Origin of the sequence: Microbaculum marinum, from assembly GCF_037855135.1 — a bacterium.
GTDB classification, from domain to species: Bacteria; Pseudomonadota; Alphaproteobacteria; order Rhizobiales; family Tepidamorphaceae; genus Microbaculum; species Microbaculum marinum.
The window spans coordinates 172,921-191,852 of sequence record NZ_JAZHOF010000011.1 but is presented as its reverse complement, the minus strand read 5'-3'; the positions used below and the strand labels follow the sequence as shown (position 1 = coordinate 191,852).

19 protein-coding genes are annotated in these 18,932 nt (G+C 65.6%); 4 read left to right on the top strand and 15 right to left on the bottom strand.

The window, feature by feature from the left end; all coding sequences use genetic code 11:
* Positions 1-7: 7 nt before the first annotated feature.
* The 3 genes from V3328_RS23155 to ade form a co-directional block, all read right to left on the bottom strand.
* Entirely contained in the window at positions 8-886 is an 879-nt protein-coding gene (locus tag V3328_RS23155; protein ID WP_340332097.1) for a DUF6159 family protein, read from the bottom strand.
* 28 nt (positions 887-914) lie between these two features.
* Positions 915-1,889, bottom strand: a complete 975-nt coding sequence (locus tag V3328_RS23150; RefSeq protein ID WP_340332096.1) for an MBL fold metallo-hydrolase — start codon at positions 1,887-1,889, stop codon at positions 915-917.
* 149 nt (positions 1,890-2,038) lie between these two features.
* Complete coding sequence (gene ade, locus V3328_RS23145) at positions 2,039-3,832, bottom strand: adenine deaminase (RefSeq protein ID WP_340332095.1); 1,794 nt, start codon at positions 3,830-3,832, stop codon at positions 2,039-2,041.
* A gap of 153 nt (positions 3,833-3,985) precedes the next feature.
* Between ade and V3328_RS23140 the strand changes: the two genes are divergently transcribed.
* Together V3328_RS23140 and V3328_RS23135 are read left to right on the top strand one after the other, a co-directional pair.
* Positions 3,986-4,855, top strand: a complete 870-nt coding sequence (locus V3328_RS23140) for an NAD(P)-dependent oxidoreductase (RefSeq protein WP_340332094.1) — start codon at positions 3,986-3,988, stop codon at positions 4,853-4,855.
* Between the two features lie 479 nt (positions 4,856-5,334).
* Complete coding sequence (locus V3328_RS23135; RefSeq protein ID WP_340332093.1) at positions 5,335-6,447, top strand: calcium:cation antiporter; 1,113 nt, start codon at positions 5,335-5,337, stop codon at positions 6,445-6,447.
* Between the two features lie 22 nt (positions 6,448-6,469).
* On the opposite strand, the gene V3328_RS23130 is transcribed toward V3328_RS23135, so the two are convergent.
* On the bottom strand, positions 6,470-6,946 hold the full coding sequence (locus V3328_RS23130) for an Lrp/AsnC family transcriptional regulator (RefSeq protein WP_340332092.1): 477 nt from the start codon (positions 6,944-6,946) through the stop codon (positions 6,470-6,472).
* Between the two features lie 268 nt (positions 6,947-7,214).
* Between V3328_RS23130 and V3328_RS23125 the strand changes: the two genes are divergently transcribed.
* A complete protein-coding gene (locus tag V3328_RS23125) occupies positions 7,215-8,588 on the top strand; it encodes a glutamine synthetase family protein (RefSeq protein ID WP_340332091.1) in 1,374 nt (457 codons plus the stop codon).
* Between the two features lie 5 nt (positions 8,589-8,593).
* Here the strand turns inward: V3328_RS23125 and V3328_RS23120 are convergent, their stop codons facing one another.
* Entirely contained in the window at positions 8,594-8,962 is a 369-nt protein-coding gene (locus V3328_RS23120; RefSeq protein WP_340332090.1) for a response regulator, read from the bottom strand.
* A gap of 152 nt (positions 8,963-9,114) precedes the next feature.
* Here V3328_RS23120 and V3328_RS23115 point away from each other — a divergent pair, with 152 nt between their 5' ends.
* On the top strand, positions 9,115-9,789 hold the full coding sequence (locus V3328_RS23115) for a M15 family metallopeptidase (protein ID WP_340332089.1): 675 nt from the start codon (positions 9,115-9,117) through the stop codon (positions 9,787-9,789).
* Positions 9,790-9,798: 9 nt separating this feature from the next.
* Here V3328_RS23115 and V3328_RS23110 read toward each other — a convergent pair whose 3' ends face one another.
* The 10 genes from V3328_RS23110 to V3328_RS23065 form a co-directional block, all read right to left on the bottom strand.
* Positions 9,799-10,083 (bottom strand): DUF4031 domain-containing protein, encoded by a 285-nt coding sequence (locus V3328_RS23110; RefSeq protein ID WP_340332088.1) that lies wholly within the window; start codon positions 10,081-10,083, stop codon positions 9,799-9,801.
* Between the two features lie 29 nt (positions 10,084-10,112).
* Positions 10,113-11,141 carry an NAD(P)/FAD-dependent oxidoreductase gene (locus V3328_RS23105; protein WP_340332087.1) on the bottom strand — a complete coding sequence of 343 codons (1,029 nt, stop codon included), beginning with the start codon at positions 11,139-11,141 and terminating at the stop codon, positions 10,113-10,115.
* 36 nt (positions 11,142-11,177) lie between these two features.
* Positions 11,178-11,696 (bottom strand): DUF934 domain-containing protein, encoded by a 519-nt coding sequence (locus V3328_RS23100; protein ID WP_340332086.1) that lies wholly within the window; start codon positions 11,694-11,696, stop codon positions 11,178-11,180.
* Positions 11,693-12,445, bottom strand: a complete 753-nt coding sequence (locus tag V3328_RS23095) for a phosphoadenylyl-sulfate reductase (RefSeq protein ID WP_340332085.1) — start codon at positions 12,443-12,445, stop codon at positions 11,693-11,695. The genes V3328_RS23100 and V3328_RS23095 overlap by 4 nt, the downstream gene beginning before the upstream one ends.
* Before the next feature lie 91 nt (positions 12,446-12,536).
* Positions 12,537-14,210 carry a nitrite/sulfite reductase gene (locus V3328_RS23090; protein WP_340332084.1) on the bottom strand — a complete coding sequence of 558 codons (1,674 nt, stop codon included), beginning with the start codon at positions 14,208-14,210 and terminating at the stop codon, positions 12,537-12,539.
* Positions 14,211-14,222: 12 nt separating this feature from the next.
* Positions 14,223-14,525, bottom strand: coding sequence for a DUF2849 domain-containing protein (locus V3328_RS23085; protein ID WP_340332083.1), 303 nt, complete (start codon positions 14,523-14,525; stop codon positions 14,223-14,225).
* Between the two features lie 12 nt (positions 14,526-14,537).
* Positions 14,538-15,956, bottom strand: a complete 1,419-nt coding sequence (gene cysG, locus V3328_RS23080) for a siroheme synthase CysG (RefSeq protein WP_340332082.1) — start codon at positions 15,954-15,956, stop codon at positions 14,538-14,540.
* 195 nt (positions 15,957-16,151) lie between these two features.
* Positions 16,152-16,502: a 2Fe-2S iron-sulfur cluster-binding protein gene (locus V3328_RS23075; RefSeq protein ID WP_340332081.1), complete on the bottom strand. Its 351-nt coding sequence runs from the start codon at positions 16,500-16,502 to the stop codon at positions 16,152-16,154.
* Between the two features lie 116 nt (positions 16,503-16,618).
* Positions 16,619-18,238, bottom strand: coding sequence for a SulP family inorganic anion transporter (locus V3328_RS23070; RefSeq protein ID WP_378758854.1), 1,620 nt, complete (start codon positions 18,236-18,238; stop codon positions 16,619-16,621).
* A 237-nt stretch (positions 18,239-18,475) separates the two neighbouring features.
* Complete coding sequence (locus V3328_RS23065) at positions 18,476-18,796, bottom strand: 2Fe-2S iron-sulfur cluster-binding protein (protein ID WP_340332080.1); 321 nt, start codon at positions 18,794-18,796, stop codon at positions 18,476-18,478.
* Positions 18,797-18,932 lie beyond the last annotated feature (136 nt).

Sequence of the window (18,932 nt, the reverse complement as noted above, 5' to 3'; positions counted from 1 at the left end):
GCGGTGTTCAGGCCTTCTTGGCGCGGAAGGAACTCGCCAGCAGCGCCGGATCCATCCTCGGCGGCGGCGCCAGTCCCTCCGCGTAGCGGTAGACGGCCGCCGAATAGACGCTGCCGAGCGCGGCCGCGAAGACGATCAGGCCGGCGATGACGACGACCGTCGCGGCGATCGGAACGGCGGTGACGAGCAGGCTGTCCGTCGCGTCGAATACCGCGAGGCTCACGCCCCCGCCAATCAGGAATGCAGCCATGAACAGAAGCGCGAACACGAGACCGATTCCGGCGTTGCCGATGATGTTCTCGCCGAAGCTCCGTCGCAGCAGCGAGGCGCTCTGCTTGACGGCGTCGACGGGCCCGACGCCCCTGGCGACGATTATCGGCACGACGAGAAACGTCGAAATCGACCAGCCGAAACCCAGCATCGACTCGACGATGCGTCCGATCGTGCCGAACCGCTCGCCGATATAGCGCAGGATCACCCCGACCGTGGCCGAGATCAGGGCGTACCCGAAGATCGTGCCGACACGGCTCGACGCAATGCCGATGGCGCTCCCGAGCGTCGGATTGCCGCCGTCCATGCGCTGCATCGCCGCGCCGACGAGAGCGGTATTGAAGAAGATGACGACGAAGTACTGCACCAGGTAGAAGGCGAACATCCAGACGTAGCCCAGCACCGTCATCGCGTCGTCGGCGTCCTGCCCGGAATCGGCCGCCTCGATCGCCGCTTCCAGCATTCCGGTGACGTAGGCCGGATAGAGGAACGCCGCCGTGACGAGGATCGTGCAGACGCCCGACACGACCGGCAGCACAAGCAGTTCGCGATCCTGGTTCAGCACCGCCGCGCTCGCCTTGACCAGGGCCCAGCTCCGGGAAAAGCGTTCGAACATGGAAACGGTCCTCCAGAGGAGTTGGCGACTACAGTTCGTAGTTCCACGACACCGGCACGAACCGGAAGCCGCCGTCGCGAACGACGTGCCCGATTCCCGGAAACGGCACGTGCATGCCCGCGATCATCAGCCGCTCGGTCGCCGCCATCTCGAAGGTCCGCCGCCGCGTCGCGATCGCCACCTCGGGCGAGATGTCGAACGCGATCGCCCAGTCGGGATGAGGGAACTGCAGGATCGCGGCATTGACGATATCGGCCCAGATCAGCAGCGATTGATCGCCGGAGGAGATCATGTATCCCGTGTGGCCGGGAGTATGTCCAGGCAGCGCGACCGAACGGATGCCCGGCACCACCTCCGCGTCGTCGCCGATCTGGCGCAGCCGCTTGGCATAGGGTGTCCCGGCTGCCTGGGCGGCCTGGAAGAACATCTTCCCCTGCTCGTTGGCCTTTTCCATGATTTCCGGGCTCATCCAGAAATTCCAGTCGTCGGTGTGGACCACAAGCTCGGCATTGGGAAACACGGCCGCGCCGTTGGCCGTGACGATGCCGCCGATATGGTCGGGATGCATGTGGGTCAGCGCGACCACGTCGACGGCTTCGGGATCGATCCCGGCGGCTTCGAGGTTGGCCGGCAGTTGGCCCAGCGTGGGCCCCATGAGATCGCGCGCGCCTGCATCAACGATCACGAGCTTCTCGCCCGTATTGACCACGAAGGCGTTGACCGCACCGCGCACCGAGGGGCCGACGGGGACGAAGTTCGCCCGCTGCAGTCGCGTTACCTCCTCCGCATCGGCCGAGGGAAAGAGCTCGATTCCCAGGTCGATATATCCGTCGAGGATGGCGGTGACCTCGATATCGCCCACGCCGAGGCGGTAAATGCCGGGCACCTGACGTCCGGCCAGCGCCTGCGCTGCCGCGACCGGACGCGCGCCCAGGAGGGAACCGGCAAGCACCATGCCTCCAGCGACACCCCCGGTCAGCACCTGGCGGCGGCAGAACTTCATTCGACACTCCTCAGCGGAAATCGGCAACCCGGCCCCTGCAAACCCTAGCACGAGGCAAACGCAATTCGGAAACGCTTCGTTCGGCGGTTGTCGGGGCGCGGACCGCGGGGAAAACCTGCGGCCCCTGCCCGCTCATAGCTGCTGCTCGCCTAAACGAACAGATCGGTCATTTCGAACCTCGTGACGTCGACGAGCCCCTTGTCGGATATTCTCAGCTCCGGGATCACCACGAGCGCCAGCAGCGAATGCTGCATGTAGGCATTGTTCAGCGTGCATCCGCAGGCCCGCATCGCCTCGACCATCCGGTCCGCCTTCTCCGCGACCACCTCCGCGCGTTCGTTCGACATCAGCCCGGCGATCGGCAGTTCCACGAGCGCCAGTTCCCTGCCCCGCGAGATCACCACGATGCCGCCGCCGACCTCGGCGACGCGGTTGGCGGCCTGCGCCATGTCGGCCTTGTCGGTGCCGACCACGATCATGTGATGACTGTCGTGTGCAACGGTGCTGGCTACGGCGCAGGGCACGTTGTAGCCGAATCCCGAGACGAGGCCGTTGGCCACCTCCCCGGTCGCCCGGTGCCGCTCGACCAGCGCGATCTGGCAGACGTCCTGGGCGACGTCGGAGACGACCAGGCCGTCACTGACCGCGAGCGTCCGCTCCAGCGCCTTGGTCGGAGCCTGGTTCTCGACGACGCCGATCACCCGCGCGGTCACCTCGTTGGCGCCGGCCGGGGCGGGTATGTCGAAATCCATCGCCCGCAATTCGCGGCCAAGCCTCACCGAATTTAAGGCGAAGTCCGGATAGCGATAGGCGGGAATGTCGATGGTCAGCGTGCCCTCCTCCGCCACCACCTCGCCGCGGGCGATGACGGTATCCACTGGCAGGCTCGGCAGATCGGTGGTCAGGATCATGTCGGCGCGGCGGCCGGGCGCGATCGAACCGAGTTCGCGCTCCATGCCGAAATGCGATGCCGTGTTGATCGTCGCCATCTGGATGGCGACGAGCGGGTTGCAGCCCTGGGCGATCGCGTGGCGGACCACTCGGTTCATGTGCCCTTCATTGACGATCGTGCCGGAATGGCTGTCGTCGGTGCACAGAATGAAACCGCGCGGGTCGAGGCCGAGTTCGGTCACGGCCCTGATCTGGCTCGCAACGTCATACCACGCCGAGCCGAGACGCAGCATCGCCCGCATGCCCTGGCGGACGCGCGCGATGGCGTCCTCAAGCCGCGTACCCTCGTGGTCATCGGCCGGGCCGCCGGCGACATAGCCATGGAACATCCGGCCGAGATCCGCTGACGCATAGTGCCCGCCGACGGTCTTGTGGACGGCCATCGTCTCGGCAATCTCGCCCAGCATCTTTTCGTCGCCGGACGCGACGCCTGGAAAATTCATCACCTCGCCCAGGCCGACGATGTTCGGCCAGGCCATCGCCTCGGCGACGTCGGCCGGCCCGATCTCGGCACCTGCCGTTTCGAGCCCGGGCGCGCTCGGCACGCAGCTCGGCATCTGCACGAAAACGTTGGCGGGCATCGCCATGGCCTCGTCATGCATCAGCCTGACGCCCTTCAGGCCGAGCACGTTGGCGATTTCGTGCGGGTCGACGAACATCGTGGTGGTGCCGTGCGGCAGCACGGCCCGCACGAACTCTGTAACCGTCACCATGCCGCTTTCGACATGCATGTGACCGTCGCACAGGCCGGGCACCATGTAGGCGCCGTCCGCCTCGATCACCCGTGTCGCTTCGCCGATCGTATGGCTGGCGTCCGGCCCCACATAGGCGAACCTGCCCGAGGCGATCGCCACGTCCTGGTCCGGCAGTACTTCCCGCGAGTGCACGTTCACCCAGCGCCCGCCGCGCACCACCAGGTCCGCGGGGCTCCTGCCGGTCGCAACGTCAATCAGCCGCGCCGCGACCACATTCCAGGGTTGAACCGCCGCCATGGTCACCTCCAAAACTGTTTTGACTGGCCGATCCTAGCGAAAGCCTCGGTAATGCGATAACGAGCCTACCCATCACTGACAAGATGGCGGCGATCGGCTAGAACGCCGCCGACTCGCATCCGCGAACAAGTCGAGGGAAAAGGGAGATCCGACATGGCGAAGGTGGCATTCATCGGCTTGGGGGTGATGGGATACCCGATGGCCGGGCACCTGAAGACCCGCGGCGGCCATGACGTGACCGTCTACAATCGCACCGCCGCGAAGGCCGAGAAATGGGTCGGAGAGTACGGCGGCGCGTCCGCGGCCACCCCGAAGGAAGCCGCCGAAGGCTGCGATTTCGTGTTCTGCTGCGTCGGCAACGACGACGACCTGCGCTCGGTCACCGTCGGCGAGGACGGCGCCTTCCGGGGCATGAAGGACGGGGCGATCTTCATCGACAACACGACAGCCTCCGCGAATGTGGCACGCGAGCTGTACGAGGCCGGCAGGAAGGGCGGTTTCGGCGTGCTCGACGCCCCGGTCTCCGGCGGTCAGGCCGGTGCGGAAAACGGCGCGCTGACAGTGATGGTCGGCGGCGACCAGGACGTCTACGAGCGTGCCGAGCCGGTCATCCAGTGCTACGCCAAGATGGTCGGCCTGATGGGCGAAGCGGGCGCCGGTCAGCTCACCAAGATGGTCAACCAGATCTGCATCGCGGGCGTGGTCCAGGGCCTTTCGGAAGGGATTCACATGGCCAAGACGTCCGGACTCGATGTGGCCAAGGTGATCGGCGTCATCTCGAAGGGCGCCGCCCAGTCCTGGCAGATGGAAAACCGCTGGGAGACGATGGACGCCGGCAAGTTCGACTTCGGATTCGCCGTCGACTGGATGCGCAAGGACCTGTCGATCTGCCTCGACGAGGCCCGCCGCAACGGCGCGCACCTGCCAGTCACCGCGCTGGTCGACCAGTTCTATTCCGACGTCCAGGAGATGGGCGGCAAGCGCTGGGATACCTCGAGCCTTATCGCGCGCCTGGAGAAATGATCGGCTGATTTCCCGGGGCCGCCGTCGACGCGTGACGACGTGAGGCGGCCCCGGCAACCATTGGTAGACCCGTTTCACCACCAGCGCCTTTTCGATCCGACGGACGGGCGCTTCGGACGCTTCGCCCGCCAATCGCTCGAACGGCCTGAGGACTCCGCGCAGAACGCAGCCGATACGGCATTCACGGCCCCCTACGGGTTCGAAAGCTAATCCTGGCCGTCGGCAAGTCGAAAGAGGTATCGACCCGCCCGCTGCGAGGAACTGGAAAGTCCCCAGACAGCCCTCCAGTCTTCCTGACGCCATTCCGAAATTCGGTTCCCGGAAAATACTTTGCCGGACGGTCCCGATGACTTGGACTTGCCTGCGGTCTCCCTTCGCCGCGATACTGTGACGCACACGACACATCGCGTCGCGGAGCGGGGGTCTGGGGATTGGGAAAGTCATCTGAAACGGCCGCAAACGGCGCGCCGGGAGGTCTGGTGGCGACGGCTAAGGCGGAAGGCGCCATTGTCGTCGCGATCGCCGCCGCGGCCTTCGTCTATTCCATGGACAAGGACTGGCTGCAGGGCCAGCCCATACTCGTCTTCGCCATCCAGTTCATTGTCCTTTTCGCGGTGATGATATGGGCGGCGTTCGCCGCCGTACGCCACGCAGACAGCCTCGCCGAGATGCTCGGCGAACCCTACGGCACGCTGATCCTCACACTCTCCGTGATCTGTATCGAGGTCTCGGTCATTTCCGCCGTCATGCTGGCGGGAGACAGTTCGCCGACCCTTGCCCGCGACACCATGCTGGCCGTGCTCATGATCGTCCTGAACGCGATGGTCGGAATTTCGCTGCTGATCGGCGGCCGGAAGTATCGGCAGCAGAACTACAACCTGGAGGGTGCCAGAACCTTCCTGTCCGTGCTGATCACGCTGGTGACCATCTCGCTGGTCCTGCCGACCTTCACCGTTTCCACGGACGATCCGAGCCTCACGCCGCAGCAGGCGATGCTGTTCAGCGCCGCGACGATCGTTCTTTACGGCGCCTTCCTAACCATCCAGACCGTCCGGCACCGCACGTTCTTCATGGAGCCCGGCTCGCTCGGCACGGACATGGTCCCCGAGCACGGCAAGCATCCCGAGGGGATCACAACGCGCTCGCTCGCCTACCATGCCTGCCTCCTCCTGGTGACCCTCGTCACCATCGTGCTGCTGGCGAAGAAGTTCGGTATCCTGGTGGAGGGCGCGATCGAGCTCTTCCACGCACCGCCGGCACTGGGCGGCGTGGTCATCGCGCTGCTCGTTCTCGCGCCGGAGGGACTGGCGGCCTTCAAGGCCGCCTCTTCGAACCACCTGCAGAGAGCCGTCAACATCTGCCTCGGCTCGGCCCTCGCGACGATCAGTCTCACGGTTCCCGCCGTGGTGATCATCGCACTCTACACGGGCACGCACCTGGTGCTGGGCCTTGAGCGGGCAGAACTCGTCATGCTGACGCTGACGGCGGTCATCAGCATCATGACTTTCAGCGGCCCGCGCACGAACGTCCTCCAGGGAGTCGTGCTGCTGACCATCTTTGCGGTCTACATCATCCTGATCTTCGATCCGTAGGACGGCACCCGCGCCACGCCGGCTATCGGGCGTCGTCCGCGGCAAACTCCAGCGGCAGGGCCGTAGTGAACTTGATCTGCTCCATGGCAAAGCTCGACGACACGTCGGTCAGCGCGACGCGGGAGATAAGCTTCTTGTAGAACTGGTCGTAGCGTTCGATGTCCGGCACGACGACGCGCAGCAGGTAGTCCACCTCGCCGCTCATCCGGTAGAACTCGACGACCTCCGGCAGGTCGTTGACCGCCTCGGCAAACCTGGCCAGCCAGTCCTCGGCATGCTGGTTGGTGCGTATGGCGACGAAGACGGTCACGCCGGCCCGCACCTTCCTCGGGTCGAGCAGCGCCACCCGGCGCTGGATCACGCCCTCCTCCTCCAGCTTCTGGATCCGGCGCCAGCATGGCGTCGTCGACAGGCCCACCCTCTTGCCGATCTCGGCGACGGGGACGGTCGAGTCCTCCTGGAGGATAGCGAGGATCTTTCGGTCGATGCGGTCGAGCACACGGGACATCCTTGGAATGAAATTCTACCAAGCGAAGATATCACTTACCAAAATGGCAATCCATACCCGCATGTCGAGCTGAATAGCAAATTCTTCCAATCACCTGACCCCGCCTGGAGGCCGCGGCGCCCGTGGAGCCTGCCGCTTCTGGCCCGCCGAACTCGTCCCCTGGCGGCGATCGGCGCTCGTGTCTCGACATTCCGTCCCATCCCCGCGCAGAGTATCGCGATCAGACGGAATCACGGCCGCCCAGGCGGCGGAGCAACACATGGACACCGAAAGCGAAGATCCACCGGCAAGTCGGGACGACCTGATCTCCTGGCTGCGCACGCGCCACATCGACGAGGTCGAGTGCCTCGTTCCGGATATGACCGGGATGATGCGCGGCAAGATCATTCCGCGCGAGGATTTCATCAGGAACATCGAATCCGGTCTCCGCCTGCCGGAGACCATCCTGCTGCAGGCGGTGACCGGGGACCCCGCCGAGGAAGGCGGAATCCAGTCGGAGACCGATCAGGACATCCGCACCATCCCCGACGTCGGTACGGTGCGGATCGTTCCCTGGTACGAGGAGCCCACCGCCCAGATCATCTGCGACACCACGTTCAACGACGGGACGCCCGTCGATTTCGCCCCCCGTTCCGTTCTCAAGCGGATCATCGGCCTGTACGCGGAGAAGGGGCTGAGACCGATCGTGGCGCCGGAACTGGAGTTCTATCTCGTCGAGACCTCGACCGACCCGGACATGCCCCTGACGACCCCCGTCGGCATCTCGGGCCGCAAGGAATCAGGACGGCAGGCCTATGGCATCGAAGCGGCCAACGAATTCGATCCGGTCGTGGAGGAAATCTACGCCTACTGCGAGGACTCGCGCATCGAGATCGGCACCATGGCGCACGAGGCAGGGCCGGCGCAGATCGAGATGAACTTCAATCACGGCGACCCGCTCGAGCTCGCCGACCAGGTCTTTCTGTTCAAGCGGACGGTCCGCAAGGCGGCCCTGAAGCATCGCATGTACGCGACCTTCATGGCGATGCCGCACGAGAACGAGCCGGGGTCGGCGATGCACGTTCACCAGTCGGTCGTCCGCGCCGCCGACGGCAGCAACATCTTCGTGGATGCCGACGGTGCCGATGCAGCAACGCTCTTCCACTACATTTCAGGCTTGCAACGGCACGTGCCGGACGCGATGCCGCTGTTCTGCCCCAACGTCAACTCGTTCCGCCGTATCAGGCTGGAATCCGACGCGCCGATCAATGTCCACTGGGGGCGGGACAACCGCACCTGTGGCCTGCGGGTGCCGGATTCGCCGCCGGCGGCACGCCGCGTCGAGAACCGGGTGCCGGGCGTCGACGCCAACCCCTACCTCGCATTCGCGGCGACGCTCGCCTGCGGCCTGCTGGGTCTGGACGAGAACATCGCCCCCGAACCGGCGGTGACGATCGATGCCCATACGCTCCCCTTCGGCCTGCCGCTGCATCATCATGAGGCGCTGGAGATGCTGGGCAGCAGCAGCAAGCTGCGCGATGTCCTCGGCAGCCGTTTCGTCGACGCCTTCATCGAGGTGAAGAACCTCGAGTGGCAGCTCTACAACCGCGTCATTTCACGATGGGAACGCGAATATCTGCTGCTCAACGTCTAAGGTGTCTAGGCCGACGCCCGTTTCTCCGGGGGCACGACCTCGTCCAGCACCTGCATGATGGCATTCGGGACGTATGGTTTGGCGATGAAGGGGCTGCCCTGCAGCATGTCCGGAAGGCGTGCGCGATTGGACCCGGATACGAACGTGAAGGGGATGCCGCGGTCCTGGAGCCGCTCGGCCAGGCCGAAGGTCTTGCCGTCGCGGACGTCGATGTCGAGAAAGGCGAAGTCTATTTCCTCGTCCAGATGCGGAAGAGCGGTCTCCACGCTCGATACGACCGTGGTCTTCGCGTCGAGCGCTTCGAGTACGATGCACTCGATGTCGAGCGCGATTATCAGGTCGTCCTCGACGATCAATATGTGCGGTACGGCCACGATAGGGCTCCCAAACCTGGACAATTCCGGTCAGACAATGGGCGAATCGGGGCGTTGGTTCCAAAGCCGCTGCGAACACGCTGAACAACCGGTTAAACTTTCTGTGACGCAGCAGGCTCCATTCGCCGCTGCGCCTTGAAGAGGAGCGCGCGATGAAAAACTGCGCAACGGCCATCGTTTTCGCCCTGCTTCTGCCGGCGATCGCGTCGGCCGAGGAGGTGCCGGAGGGGTTCGCGGACGTCTCGACCGTGGTTCCGGGACTGGTGGTCGACATGCGGTACTTCGGCTCCGACAATTTCACCGGCGCGCCGGTCGAAGGATACGAATCTCCCGTCTGCCTTCTCTCGCGTCCCGCCACCGAGGCACTCGCCCGCATCCAGGCCGAACTTGCCGGTTTCGCTCTCGGCCTGAAGGTGTTCGACTGCTACCGGCCCGCCCGGGCGGTGGCCGAATTCGTCCGCTGGTCGAAAGACGAGGACGATCTGAAGATGAAGGCCCAGTACTATCCGACTCTGGAGAAAGGCGAGCTCTTCCCCCAGGGCTATATCGCCGAGCGTTCGGGTCACTCGCGCGGTTCGACGGTCGATCTGACCCTGGTTTACCTGCCGTTCCAGTCCGAACTTCCGATGGGAACCGGGTACGACTTCTTTTCGGAGCGCTCCTGGCCGGACAATCCCGACCAGCCGTCACAGGCCCGCGCCAACCGGCTCCTTCTTCAAAGCGTGATGGTACGCCACGGATTCAAGCCGTACGAATACGAGTGGTGGCATTTCACGCTTGCCGACGAACCCTATCCGGAGACCTATTTCGACTTTCCGGTGAGGTGAGTTCGGACGTCACGCCGCTTCGGCGGTGCGCTCGCGCGCGTCGCGCAGGCTCCTGAGCACGGCGATGATCTCATGGCGTGTGCAGGCGACCGCTCCGCGCGACAGCGCCAGCCGCCGCTCCCACGCCGTCAGGTCGTAGTGCGGTTTCGCGGTCCTCGGTGGCCCCTGGTAGGACGAGCGGTGGATGCCGAGTTGCGCGGCGAATCGATGCAGCTCGTCCTCGCTGTCGGCCAGCAGATGGCACCAGTTGCGGCCGTGCCAATGCCAGATCGCTTCGTCCACGTAGACGGCCAATGTCGCTCCCTGCTGCGGGCCCGTGTGGCTCAGGCCACGCCCAGCTTCTTCTGCAGGCTGGTCGAGGAAGTGGTGTACTGGAACACCAGCCGCTTGTCCGGATAGACGATCCTGTAGGCGGCCTGCGCCATCAGGGCGCCCTCGTGGAAGCCCGACAGGATCAGCTTCAGCTTGCCGGGGTACCAGTTGATGTCGCCGATCGCGAAGATGCCGGGCTCCGATGTCTCGAACTTCTCGGTGTCGACCGGGATCAGGTTTTCTTCCAGATTGAGGCCCCAGTTGGCGACCGGTCCGAGCTTCATGGTCAGGCCGAAGAACGGCAGCAGCCGATCGCAGGCGATGACCCGTTCGTTCTTCTCCAGGTCGGTGACGGATATGTCGGTCAACCGTGCACCCTCCCCGCGCAATGCGGAGACCTGACCGAGTACGAGGTCCATCTCGCCGGCATCGACGAGGGCACGCATCTTGTTGACCGAATCCGGCGCCGCCCGAAAGGCGTCGCGACGATGGATCAGCGTGACACGCCTGGCCAGCGGCTGCAGGTTCAACGTCCAGTCGAGCGCGGAGTCGCCGCCGCCGACGATGACGAGATCCTTGTCGCGGAAATCCTCCATCCGGCGCACCGAATAGAACACGGACGTGCTCTCGTAGCCTTCGATGCCGGGGATCGGCGGACGTTTCGGCTGGAAGCTGCCGCCGCCGGCGGCGATCACCACGACCGGCGCCTCGAGGATCAGCCCCTGGTCGGTGCCCAGCACGAACATCCCGTCCGCCCGGCGCTCGAGCGTCTCGACCATGTGGCCGTAGTGGAAGGTCGGACCGAACGGCTCGATCTGCTCGAGCAGCCTGTCGGTCAGGTCCTGGCCCGAGATGACCGGCCAGGCGGGAATGTCGTAGATCGGCTTCTCGGGATAGAGCTCGGCGCACTGCCCGCCGGGCTTGTCCAGGATGTCGATGACATGCGCCTTCATGTCGAGCAGGCCGAGTTCGAACACGGCGAACAGGCCGACCGGCCCGGCACCGATGATGGCGACGTCGGTACGAATGGGTTCCGTCATGAAGGTATTCGTCTGTCCCTGGTCGAGCGCCTCGGATCAGGCGCGGGTACGCATCCACGGCCGGTTGCCCAGCGGCGTCTCCCCCTGCCCGCCGACGGGCTGCAGGTAGATCGGCACCTCGGGCAGATGTCCTTCCGCGAGAGCGCGGCGTGTCGGACCGTGACTTATGGCAAAGGATGAAAATCCGCAACGCAGCATGAAAGGAATCTGGTCGAGCAAGACATCGCCCCGCGCCCGCAGATCGCCCGCATAGCCGTAGCGTTCGCGCAGCAGGCGCGCGGCGGAATACGAGCGCCCGTCGGTGAACGACGGGAAATCGAGCGCGATCAGATCGAACAGGTCCAGATCGGGCGACAGGTCCTCGACCCGGTCGTCCGCGGCGAGCGAAACACCGATCCGCCGGTCATTCGGCAGGTTGCCCTCACGCATCTCCCGCCAGCGCGCGGCCGAAACGAGCACCTTGCCGTCCTCCGGCAGGCTCTCGTCGTCGGCGACCTCACGCCACGCGTCGTCGACGAAGCCGTCACGGCACCAGATCGAGACCGGATCGCTCATTGCTCACCTGCCGGGATGATCCGGACGGTCTCGCCGCTGCGGGTGATGTGGATGCCGCATTCTGCCTTGTCCGATCCGCGCCAGCGTCCGGCGCGTACGTCCTCGTTTTCCGCGACCGGGCTGGTGCAGGGCGCGCAGCCGATCGACAGGTAGCCGAACTCGACGAGCGGATGGCGCGGCAGTTCGTGAATCGTCCGGTAGGCGCTGACGTCGCCGGTGTCCCAGTCAGCCAGCGGATTGACCTTCAGGCGCCTGCCGTCGCGCTCGACGAGCGGCATCGCCTCCCGCTCTGCGGTCTGGTGGCGGCGGCGGCCGGTCAGCCAGACGCCGAAGCCCGACAGTGCCTTCTCCAGCGGCTCCTCCTTCCGGATAGCGCAGCACAGGTCGGAATTCCGGTCGAACAGGTTGCCGCCAGGATCCAGAGCCCTCAGACGTGCCGGTTCCGGCCGCGCGATGCGAACGTCGGTCAGTCCGAGCCGTTCGACCAGTTCCTCGCGGTAGGCCAGGGTTTCCGGAAAGTGCTTGCCGGTTTCCAGGAAGATCACGGGCGTGTCGGGCGCGATCCGGGAAACCAGGTGCAGGAGTACGGCTGAATCCGCACCGAAGGACGACACCACCGAGGTGCGCCCAGGTGCCAGTTCCTTCAGGGTGTAGGTGATCAGGTCCTGGGCAGACGCACCTGTGAACAGACGATCCAGCACGGCCGGATCGGGCCAGGATTCCTTCGTGCACACGACCTCGTTCCCCATTCCCGGTTTTCCCGTGAGCGAAGTGTTTTTCCCCGAAGCGTTCCTGCCCGGCCCCGTGGTGCCCGAAGACAGCCGATTTATCAATACCCGTTCACCGTCCATAGAGCGCCTCCTGGAAGGGATCCCGCCCGAGACGTCTGTAGGTCGTCAGAAACGCTTCCTCGGGGCTTCCGCGCAGCTTGATGTACGTATCCACGATGGTCTCGACCGCGTCGACGACCTCGTCGGTCGAAAATCCCTTGCCGACGATTTCGCCGATGGACGCATCCTCGCCGCCGGGATTGGCTCCGCCCGGCGCGCCGCCCAGCGTGATCTGATAGAATTCCTCGCCCTTCCGATCGACGCCCAGGATGCCGATGTGGCCGACATGATGGTGCCCGCAGGCATTGATGCAGCCGGATATCTTCAGGTTGAGGTCGCCGATCTCCGCCTGCCGCTGCGGATCGGCGAAGCGCTCCGACAGGCGCTGGGCCACCGGGATGGACCGCGCATTGGCAAGCGCGCAGTAGTCGAGGCCCGGGCAGGAAATGATGTCGGTGATCAGACCGGCATTCGCCGTCTCCAGTCCTGCGGCTACCAGTTCGGCATGGAGCGCGCTCAGGTCGTCCTTGCGGACGTGCGGCAGGATCAGGTTCTGCTCGTGGCTGACGCGGATCTCGGCAAAGCTGTATCTTTCGGCAAGATCGGCCACCAGATCCATCTGCGCGGACTTGGCGTCGCCCGGCACGCCGCCGACGGGCTTCAGCGATATCGTCACCGACGTATAGCCAGGCTGCTTGTGCGGATGGGTGTTCCGGGTCACCCAGCGGCCGAGAGCCGGATCCGCCTTCCATGCGGCCTCCAGCGCTTCGCTGCGTGCCGGTAGCGCCTCGAACTCCGGCGGGGCGAAATAGGCCGAAATCCGCTCGCGTGCTTCCGCCGGCACGTCCAGGGCACCGCCTCGCAGATTCTCGAATTCCGCCTCCACCTCGTCGCGGATGGTCTCGACGCCACGTTCGTGGACGAGGATCTTGATCCGGGCCTTGAACTTGTTGTCGCGCCGGCCGTAGCGGTTGTAGACGCGCATGATCGCCTCGAGATAGGCGAGCAGTTCGTGCTCCGGGACGAAGTCCCGGATCTGCTTGGCGATCATCGGGGTACGGCCCTGGCCGCCACCGATGAAGACCCTGAAGCCGAGTTCTCCATCCGGGCCCCGCTTCAGTTCAAGGCCGATGTCATGGACGCGGATCGCAGCACGGTCTCGCGCCGCGCCGGTCACCGCGACCTTGAACTTGCGCGGCAGGAAGGAAAATTCCGGATGCAGCGACGACCACTGGCGGACGATCTCCGCCCACGGCCTCGGATCGGCGACCTCGTCTGCGGCCGCACCGGCGAAGTGGTCCGTGGTGACGTTGCGGATGCAGTTGCCGGAGGTCTGGATCGCGTGCATCTCGACTTCGGCGAGTTCCTCCAGGATGTCCGGCAGGTCCTCGAGCCGCGGCCAGTTGTACTGGATGTTCTGGCGCGTGGTGAAGTGCCCGTAGTCCTTGTCGTACTTGCGGGCGATATGGGCGAGCTTGCGCATCTGCCGCGACGACAGGGTGCCGTAGGGAATGGCGACGCGCAGCATGTATGCGTGAAGCTGCAGGTAGACGCCATTCATCAGCCTCAGCGGCTTGAACTGCTCCTCGGTCAGGTCGCCGGCGATCCGCCGTTCCACCTGGTCCCGGAACTGGGCGACGCGGTCGCGGACAAAGGCGTGGTCGAATTCGTCGTAGCGGTACATCGGTCTGTTTCCTTACGCGGCTGCGACGTGGGAGTTGCCGGTGGTGGGGCCGGTGGCGCGAATCCGCTCGCGAAGCCGCATCGGCTGCACGCCCGACTGCTCCGCCTCCACATCGATCAGGTAGGGCTCGACGATGAGCCGTGCGGCGACATCCTGCTGCCCCTGCAATTCGGCGGCGGCCGCCGCCTCGTCGTCTGCGACCAGGCGGGCGAGATCGAGATCCTGGGTCCAGCCGTCGCCACCCAGATAGACCACCCGTCCGTCGGCAAGCCGGTTCGCGGTCAGTACCCGCAATGCGCTGGAATTCCGTGCCATCTTTTGCGCTCCTCAGGCCGCCAGGATGCCCGCATCGGCGAAGGCTTCCGCCCCGCCCCAGTCGCCCTCGGCGACAGCGCGGCCGATGAAGATCACCACCGGACCACCGACGTCGCCGCGACCGGCCAGGTGCGGCAGGTCCGCAAGCCGTCCATAGAACCGGCGCTGCACAGGCCGGCAGGCATTTTCCACCGCGCCGACCGGTGTGTCGGGCGACAATCCGTTCTCGATCAGCGACCTGGCGGTCTCGTCCGCCACCGACTTCGCCATGTACAGCGTCACGGTCGCGTCGGCGCGGGCGATATCCGCCCAGTCGATGTCGTTTTCGCCGGGGGCGGCATGGCCCGTCGCGAACACCAGTGCGGATGCATGTTCGCGATGGGTCAGCGGAGTGGCCGTCTCGGCGGCGGCGCCGAGAGCGGCGGTGATGCCGGGAACCACAGCATGCTCGATGCCGGCGCGGCGCAACGCTGCGATCTCCTCGCCGGCGCGGCCGTAGATCATCGGATCGCCCGACTTGAGCCGCACCACCGTATGGCCCGCTGCCGCCTCCTCGATCAGGATGTCGTTGATCCGGTCCTGGCCGACCGGCGCCCGGCCCTTGCGCTTGCCGACATCGATCCGCCGGGCGTCGCGGCGCACCACGTCGAGAACGTCGTTGTCGACCAGCGCGTCATAGACCACCACGTCGGCCTCGGCGAGGACACGGCGGGCGCGAAGGGTCAGTAGGTCGGCCGCGCCGGGGCCGGCGCCCACCAGCCAGACGAAGCCGGTGCGGGCGTCGCCGCTGCGGGCGGCTTCCATGAGCCTGACCGCCCTGCGGCGAACGTCCGCGGACCCTCGCGTTGCGGCCGCGGCGATGCCCTCGTCAGTGAAATAGCTGCGCCAGAAGGCGAGCCGCCGGGCGCCGGGCGGCAACAGGTCGGCGACACGGCCGCGCAACTCGCCGGCCAGGCCGGCCAGCAGGCCGGTGCCGGGGGTCAGGATCTCCTCGATCCGGGCGCGCAGGATACCTGCCAGCACCGGGGCTGCGCCTTCGGTCGAAATGGCGATCGTCACCGGCGCCCGGTCGACGAACGCCGGTGTCAGCACGTCGCAGAGTTCGGGCCGGTCGACAACATTGACCGTCACACCGGCCGCACGCGCCATGGCGCCCAGTTCCCGGTCGACGCTCTCGATTTCCGTTGCGATGAAGGCGAGCGCAGCGCCGCGGAAGTCGTCTGCGCCGGGCAGCCGCGTGTGCACGGGATAGCCGGCGCTTTCGGCGGTGCGCGCCAGTGTCGGCTCGGGGCTATCGGCGAAGACGTGCACCTCGGCACTCGTCTTCGCCAGGAGCCGCAGCTTGGCGCTTGCCGCCTCGCCGTTGCCGGCGACGACGACGCGCCGGCCGTCGACGATGGTTGAAACCGGGAATGTCTTCAGCGCGCCCATGTCGGACCTCGGGGTATGACCAGACCTGAATATGGCGCGGCGGGCGTCCTCCGGACAACTGGGAAAGAGAAGAAAAACAAGTGAATTCAATGTATTAGGAATTATTAGAACCTGATGCTGCGATGCGGCGGATCCGGGGGAAACGGATTTCGCGATCCGCCGTCCCACCAGCATGCGGCTGGCGCGCAGTCACCTCTACGCCGCTTCGGATTCGGCGAATTCCGGGGAATCGCACCCCGCTTCGGCGGTCAGCCGGACACGCAAGCCGTCCAGGTCCTCACGCATCAGGATCTGGCAGCTCAGCCGCGAGTTCGGCTGCAGCGTATCGAGCTTGTCGAGCTGGTCGAGTTCGTCGTCGGTCGGTTCCGGCAGCCTGTCCAGCCATGCCGGATCGACCTGCACGTGACAGGTGCCGCAGATGCCGGCACCGCCGCATTCCGCCTTCATCGGAACGCCCCAGTCGCGGATCACTTCCATGACCCGCCAGCCATCCAGCGCCTCGAGCTCGTGGTCGCGACCCTGGCAGTCGGTGACGATGACTTTCATGTTCGTCTCCCTCTCGGTGGATGGTCATCCCGAGGCCGACAGGGAGCGTTGGCGGAAGACAGCTAGTGAAGTTGCCGCGATATGTCAAAGGGTGGCGGGCAACATGATCCGGTTGGCTAGTGCCCACTGCCGAACATGCCCGTCCGGACAGAGTAGTCCGCGGCCAGCCCGTAATCGGGATCGTCGTCGGAGTCGACCATGAGCTGTCCCGCCCGGTTGAGCAGGCGGTGGCAGTCGCGCGACAGGTGCCGGAGCTGCAGTGTCTTGCCCATCGCCTCGTATTTGGAGGCGAGCGCCTCGATCGCCTGCAGCGCCGACTGGTCGACCACCCGGCTGTTCATGAAGTCGACGATGACCAGGCGCGGATCGTCCTTGGGACTGAAAATCTCGGCAAAGCCTTCCGCCGACCCGAAGAACAGCGGGCCTTCGATCTGGTAGACCTTGGCGCCTTCCGGCGTGACATGCGCGCGGGCGCGAATCCGCGTCGCGTTGTTCCAGGCGTAGGCGAGCGCGGAAATGATGACCCCGACGATCACCGCGACCGCCAGGTCGCTCGCCACGGTGACGGCCGTCACCAGCACGATCACCACGGCGTCGGTCAGCGGTATCCTCCGCAGGATCCTGAAGCTCTGCCACGCGAAGGTGCCGACGACGACCATGAACATGACGCCGACAAGCGCGGCAAGCGGGATCTGCTCGATCGGGCCGGAGGCGACGAGGATGAAGGCGAGCAGGAACAGGGCGGCGGAAATCCCCGACAGCCGGGTCCGCCCGCCGGATTTCACGTTGATCATCGACTGGCCGATCATGGCGCAGCCGCCCATGCCGCCGAAGAAGCCGGTGACGGTGTTGGCGACGCCCTGGGCGATGCACTCCTGCGAGGCGCCGCCGCGCTTCTGGGCGATCTCGCTGACCAGGTTGAGGGTCAGCAGGCTCTCGATCAGTCCGATGGCCGCGAGGATGAGCGCATACGGAAAGATGATCTCCAGCGTCTCGAAGGTCAGCGGCACGCCCGGCACGTGAAAGTCCGGCAGTCCGCTCTCGATCGACGCCAGGTCGCCGACCCGCGGCACGTCGATGCCGAAGGCGATGACGATCGCTGCCACGATCGCTATGCCTGCCAGGGGCGCGGGCACGAACGAGGTGATCTTCGGCATCAGCCAGATGATCGCCATGGTCAGCGCGACCAGGGCGAGCATGTTGAACAGCGGCCAGCCGGTCATCCACACCCGCGTATCGTCGGGCCCGGCCACCTGAAACTGCGACAGCTGGGCCAGGAAAATGACGATCGCCAAGCCGTTCACGAAGCCCAGCATGACGGGATGCGGCACCAGCCGGATGAACTTGCCCAGGCGGAAGACCCCGGCGAGGATCTGCAGGATCCCCATCAGGACGACGGTCGCAAACAGATACTCGACGCCGTGCACCGCCACCAGCGACACCATGACCACCGCCAGGGCGCCGGTCGCACCGGAGATCATGCCGGGCCGGCCGCCGATCAGAGCCGTGATCAGCCCGACGATGAAGGCCGCGTAGAGACCGACCAGCGGATGCACGCCGGCGACGAAGGCAAACGCGACCGCCTCGGGAACCAGCGCCAGCGCAACCGTCAGCCCGGAAAGCAGCTCCGTCTTGATCTGCCCGGCGCTGAACGCGGTGCCGTCCGGCTCCTTCCAGTCGGCAAACGAAGTGAATGAAAAACGGTCGGCGAAGGCCGCCAGCGTCTGTCTTGGCACTTTACGGATATCCGGGTCGGGGGTCGGGGAATCGCGATTGCGGGATGGCGTCTGACTAGGCAATTTTGCTGCAATGCAAAAGACCCTCTATTGCATTGCCGCATATCGCCAGCCGCATGGCTGGCGCGGAGGCCGACCGACGGCGGCCCTCAGAGCCCGGTTCAATCGCGGAAATCGCGCGGATACGTGAGTCTTGCGCAGCAACCTGTCGCGGCCGAGGGCTGCGCGCTTCCCCTGCTACCCCTGCCGCTCCGGCACGTCGACGGTGAGGCCGTCGAGTTCCTCGCTCACCTTGATCTGGCAGGACAGGCGGCTCGTCGGCCGCACCTCGAAGGCGAAGTCCAGCATGTCCTCTTCCATTTCGGAAGGGCCGCCGGTCTTCTCGAACCAGTCCTCACGCACATAGACATGGCAGGTCGCACAGGCGAGCGCGCCGCCGCACTCGGCCTCGATCCCCGGCACGGAATTGCGGATCGCCGTTTCCATGACGGTCGAGCCGACCTCGCCGTCGACTTCGTGGACGGTGCCGTTGTGTTCGATATAGGTGATCTTTGGCATGTGCGGAAAACGATCTGGAGGAGTGGGTCTGGAACGAAGCCTCGAGGCCGCGAAACTGCCCGAAGCGCCGAGTGTCCGGCCCCTATATGCGAACAATCCGGCAGGCGCCAGCCCCGTGAGCGAGACCGAAGACCCC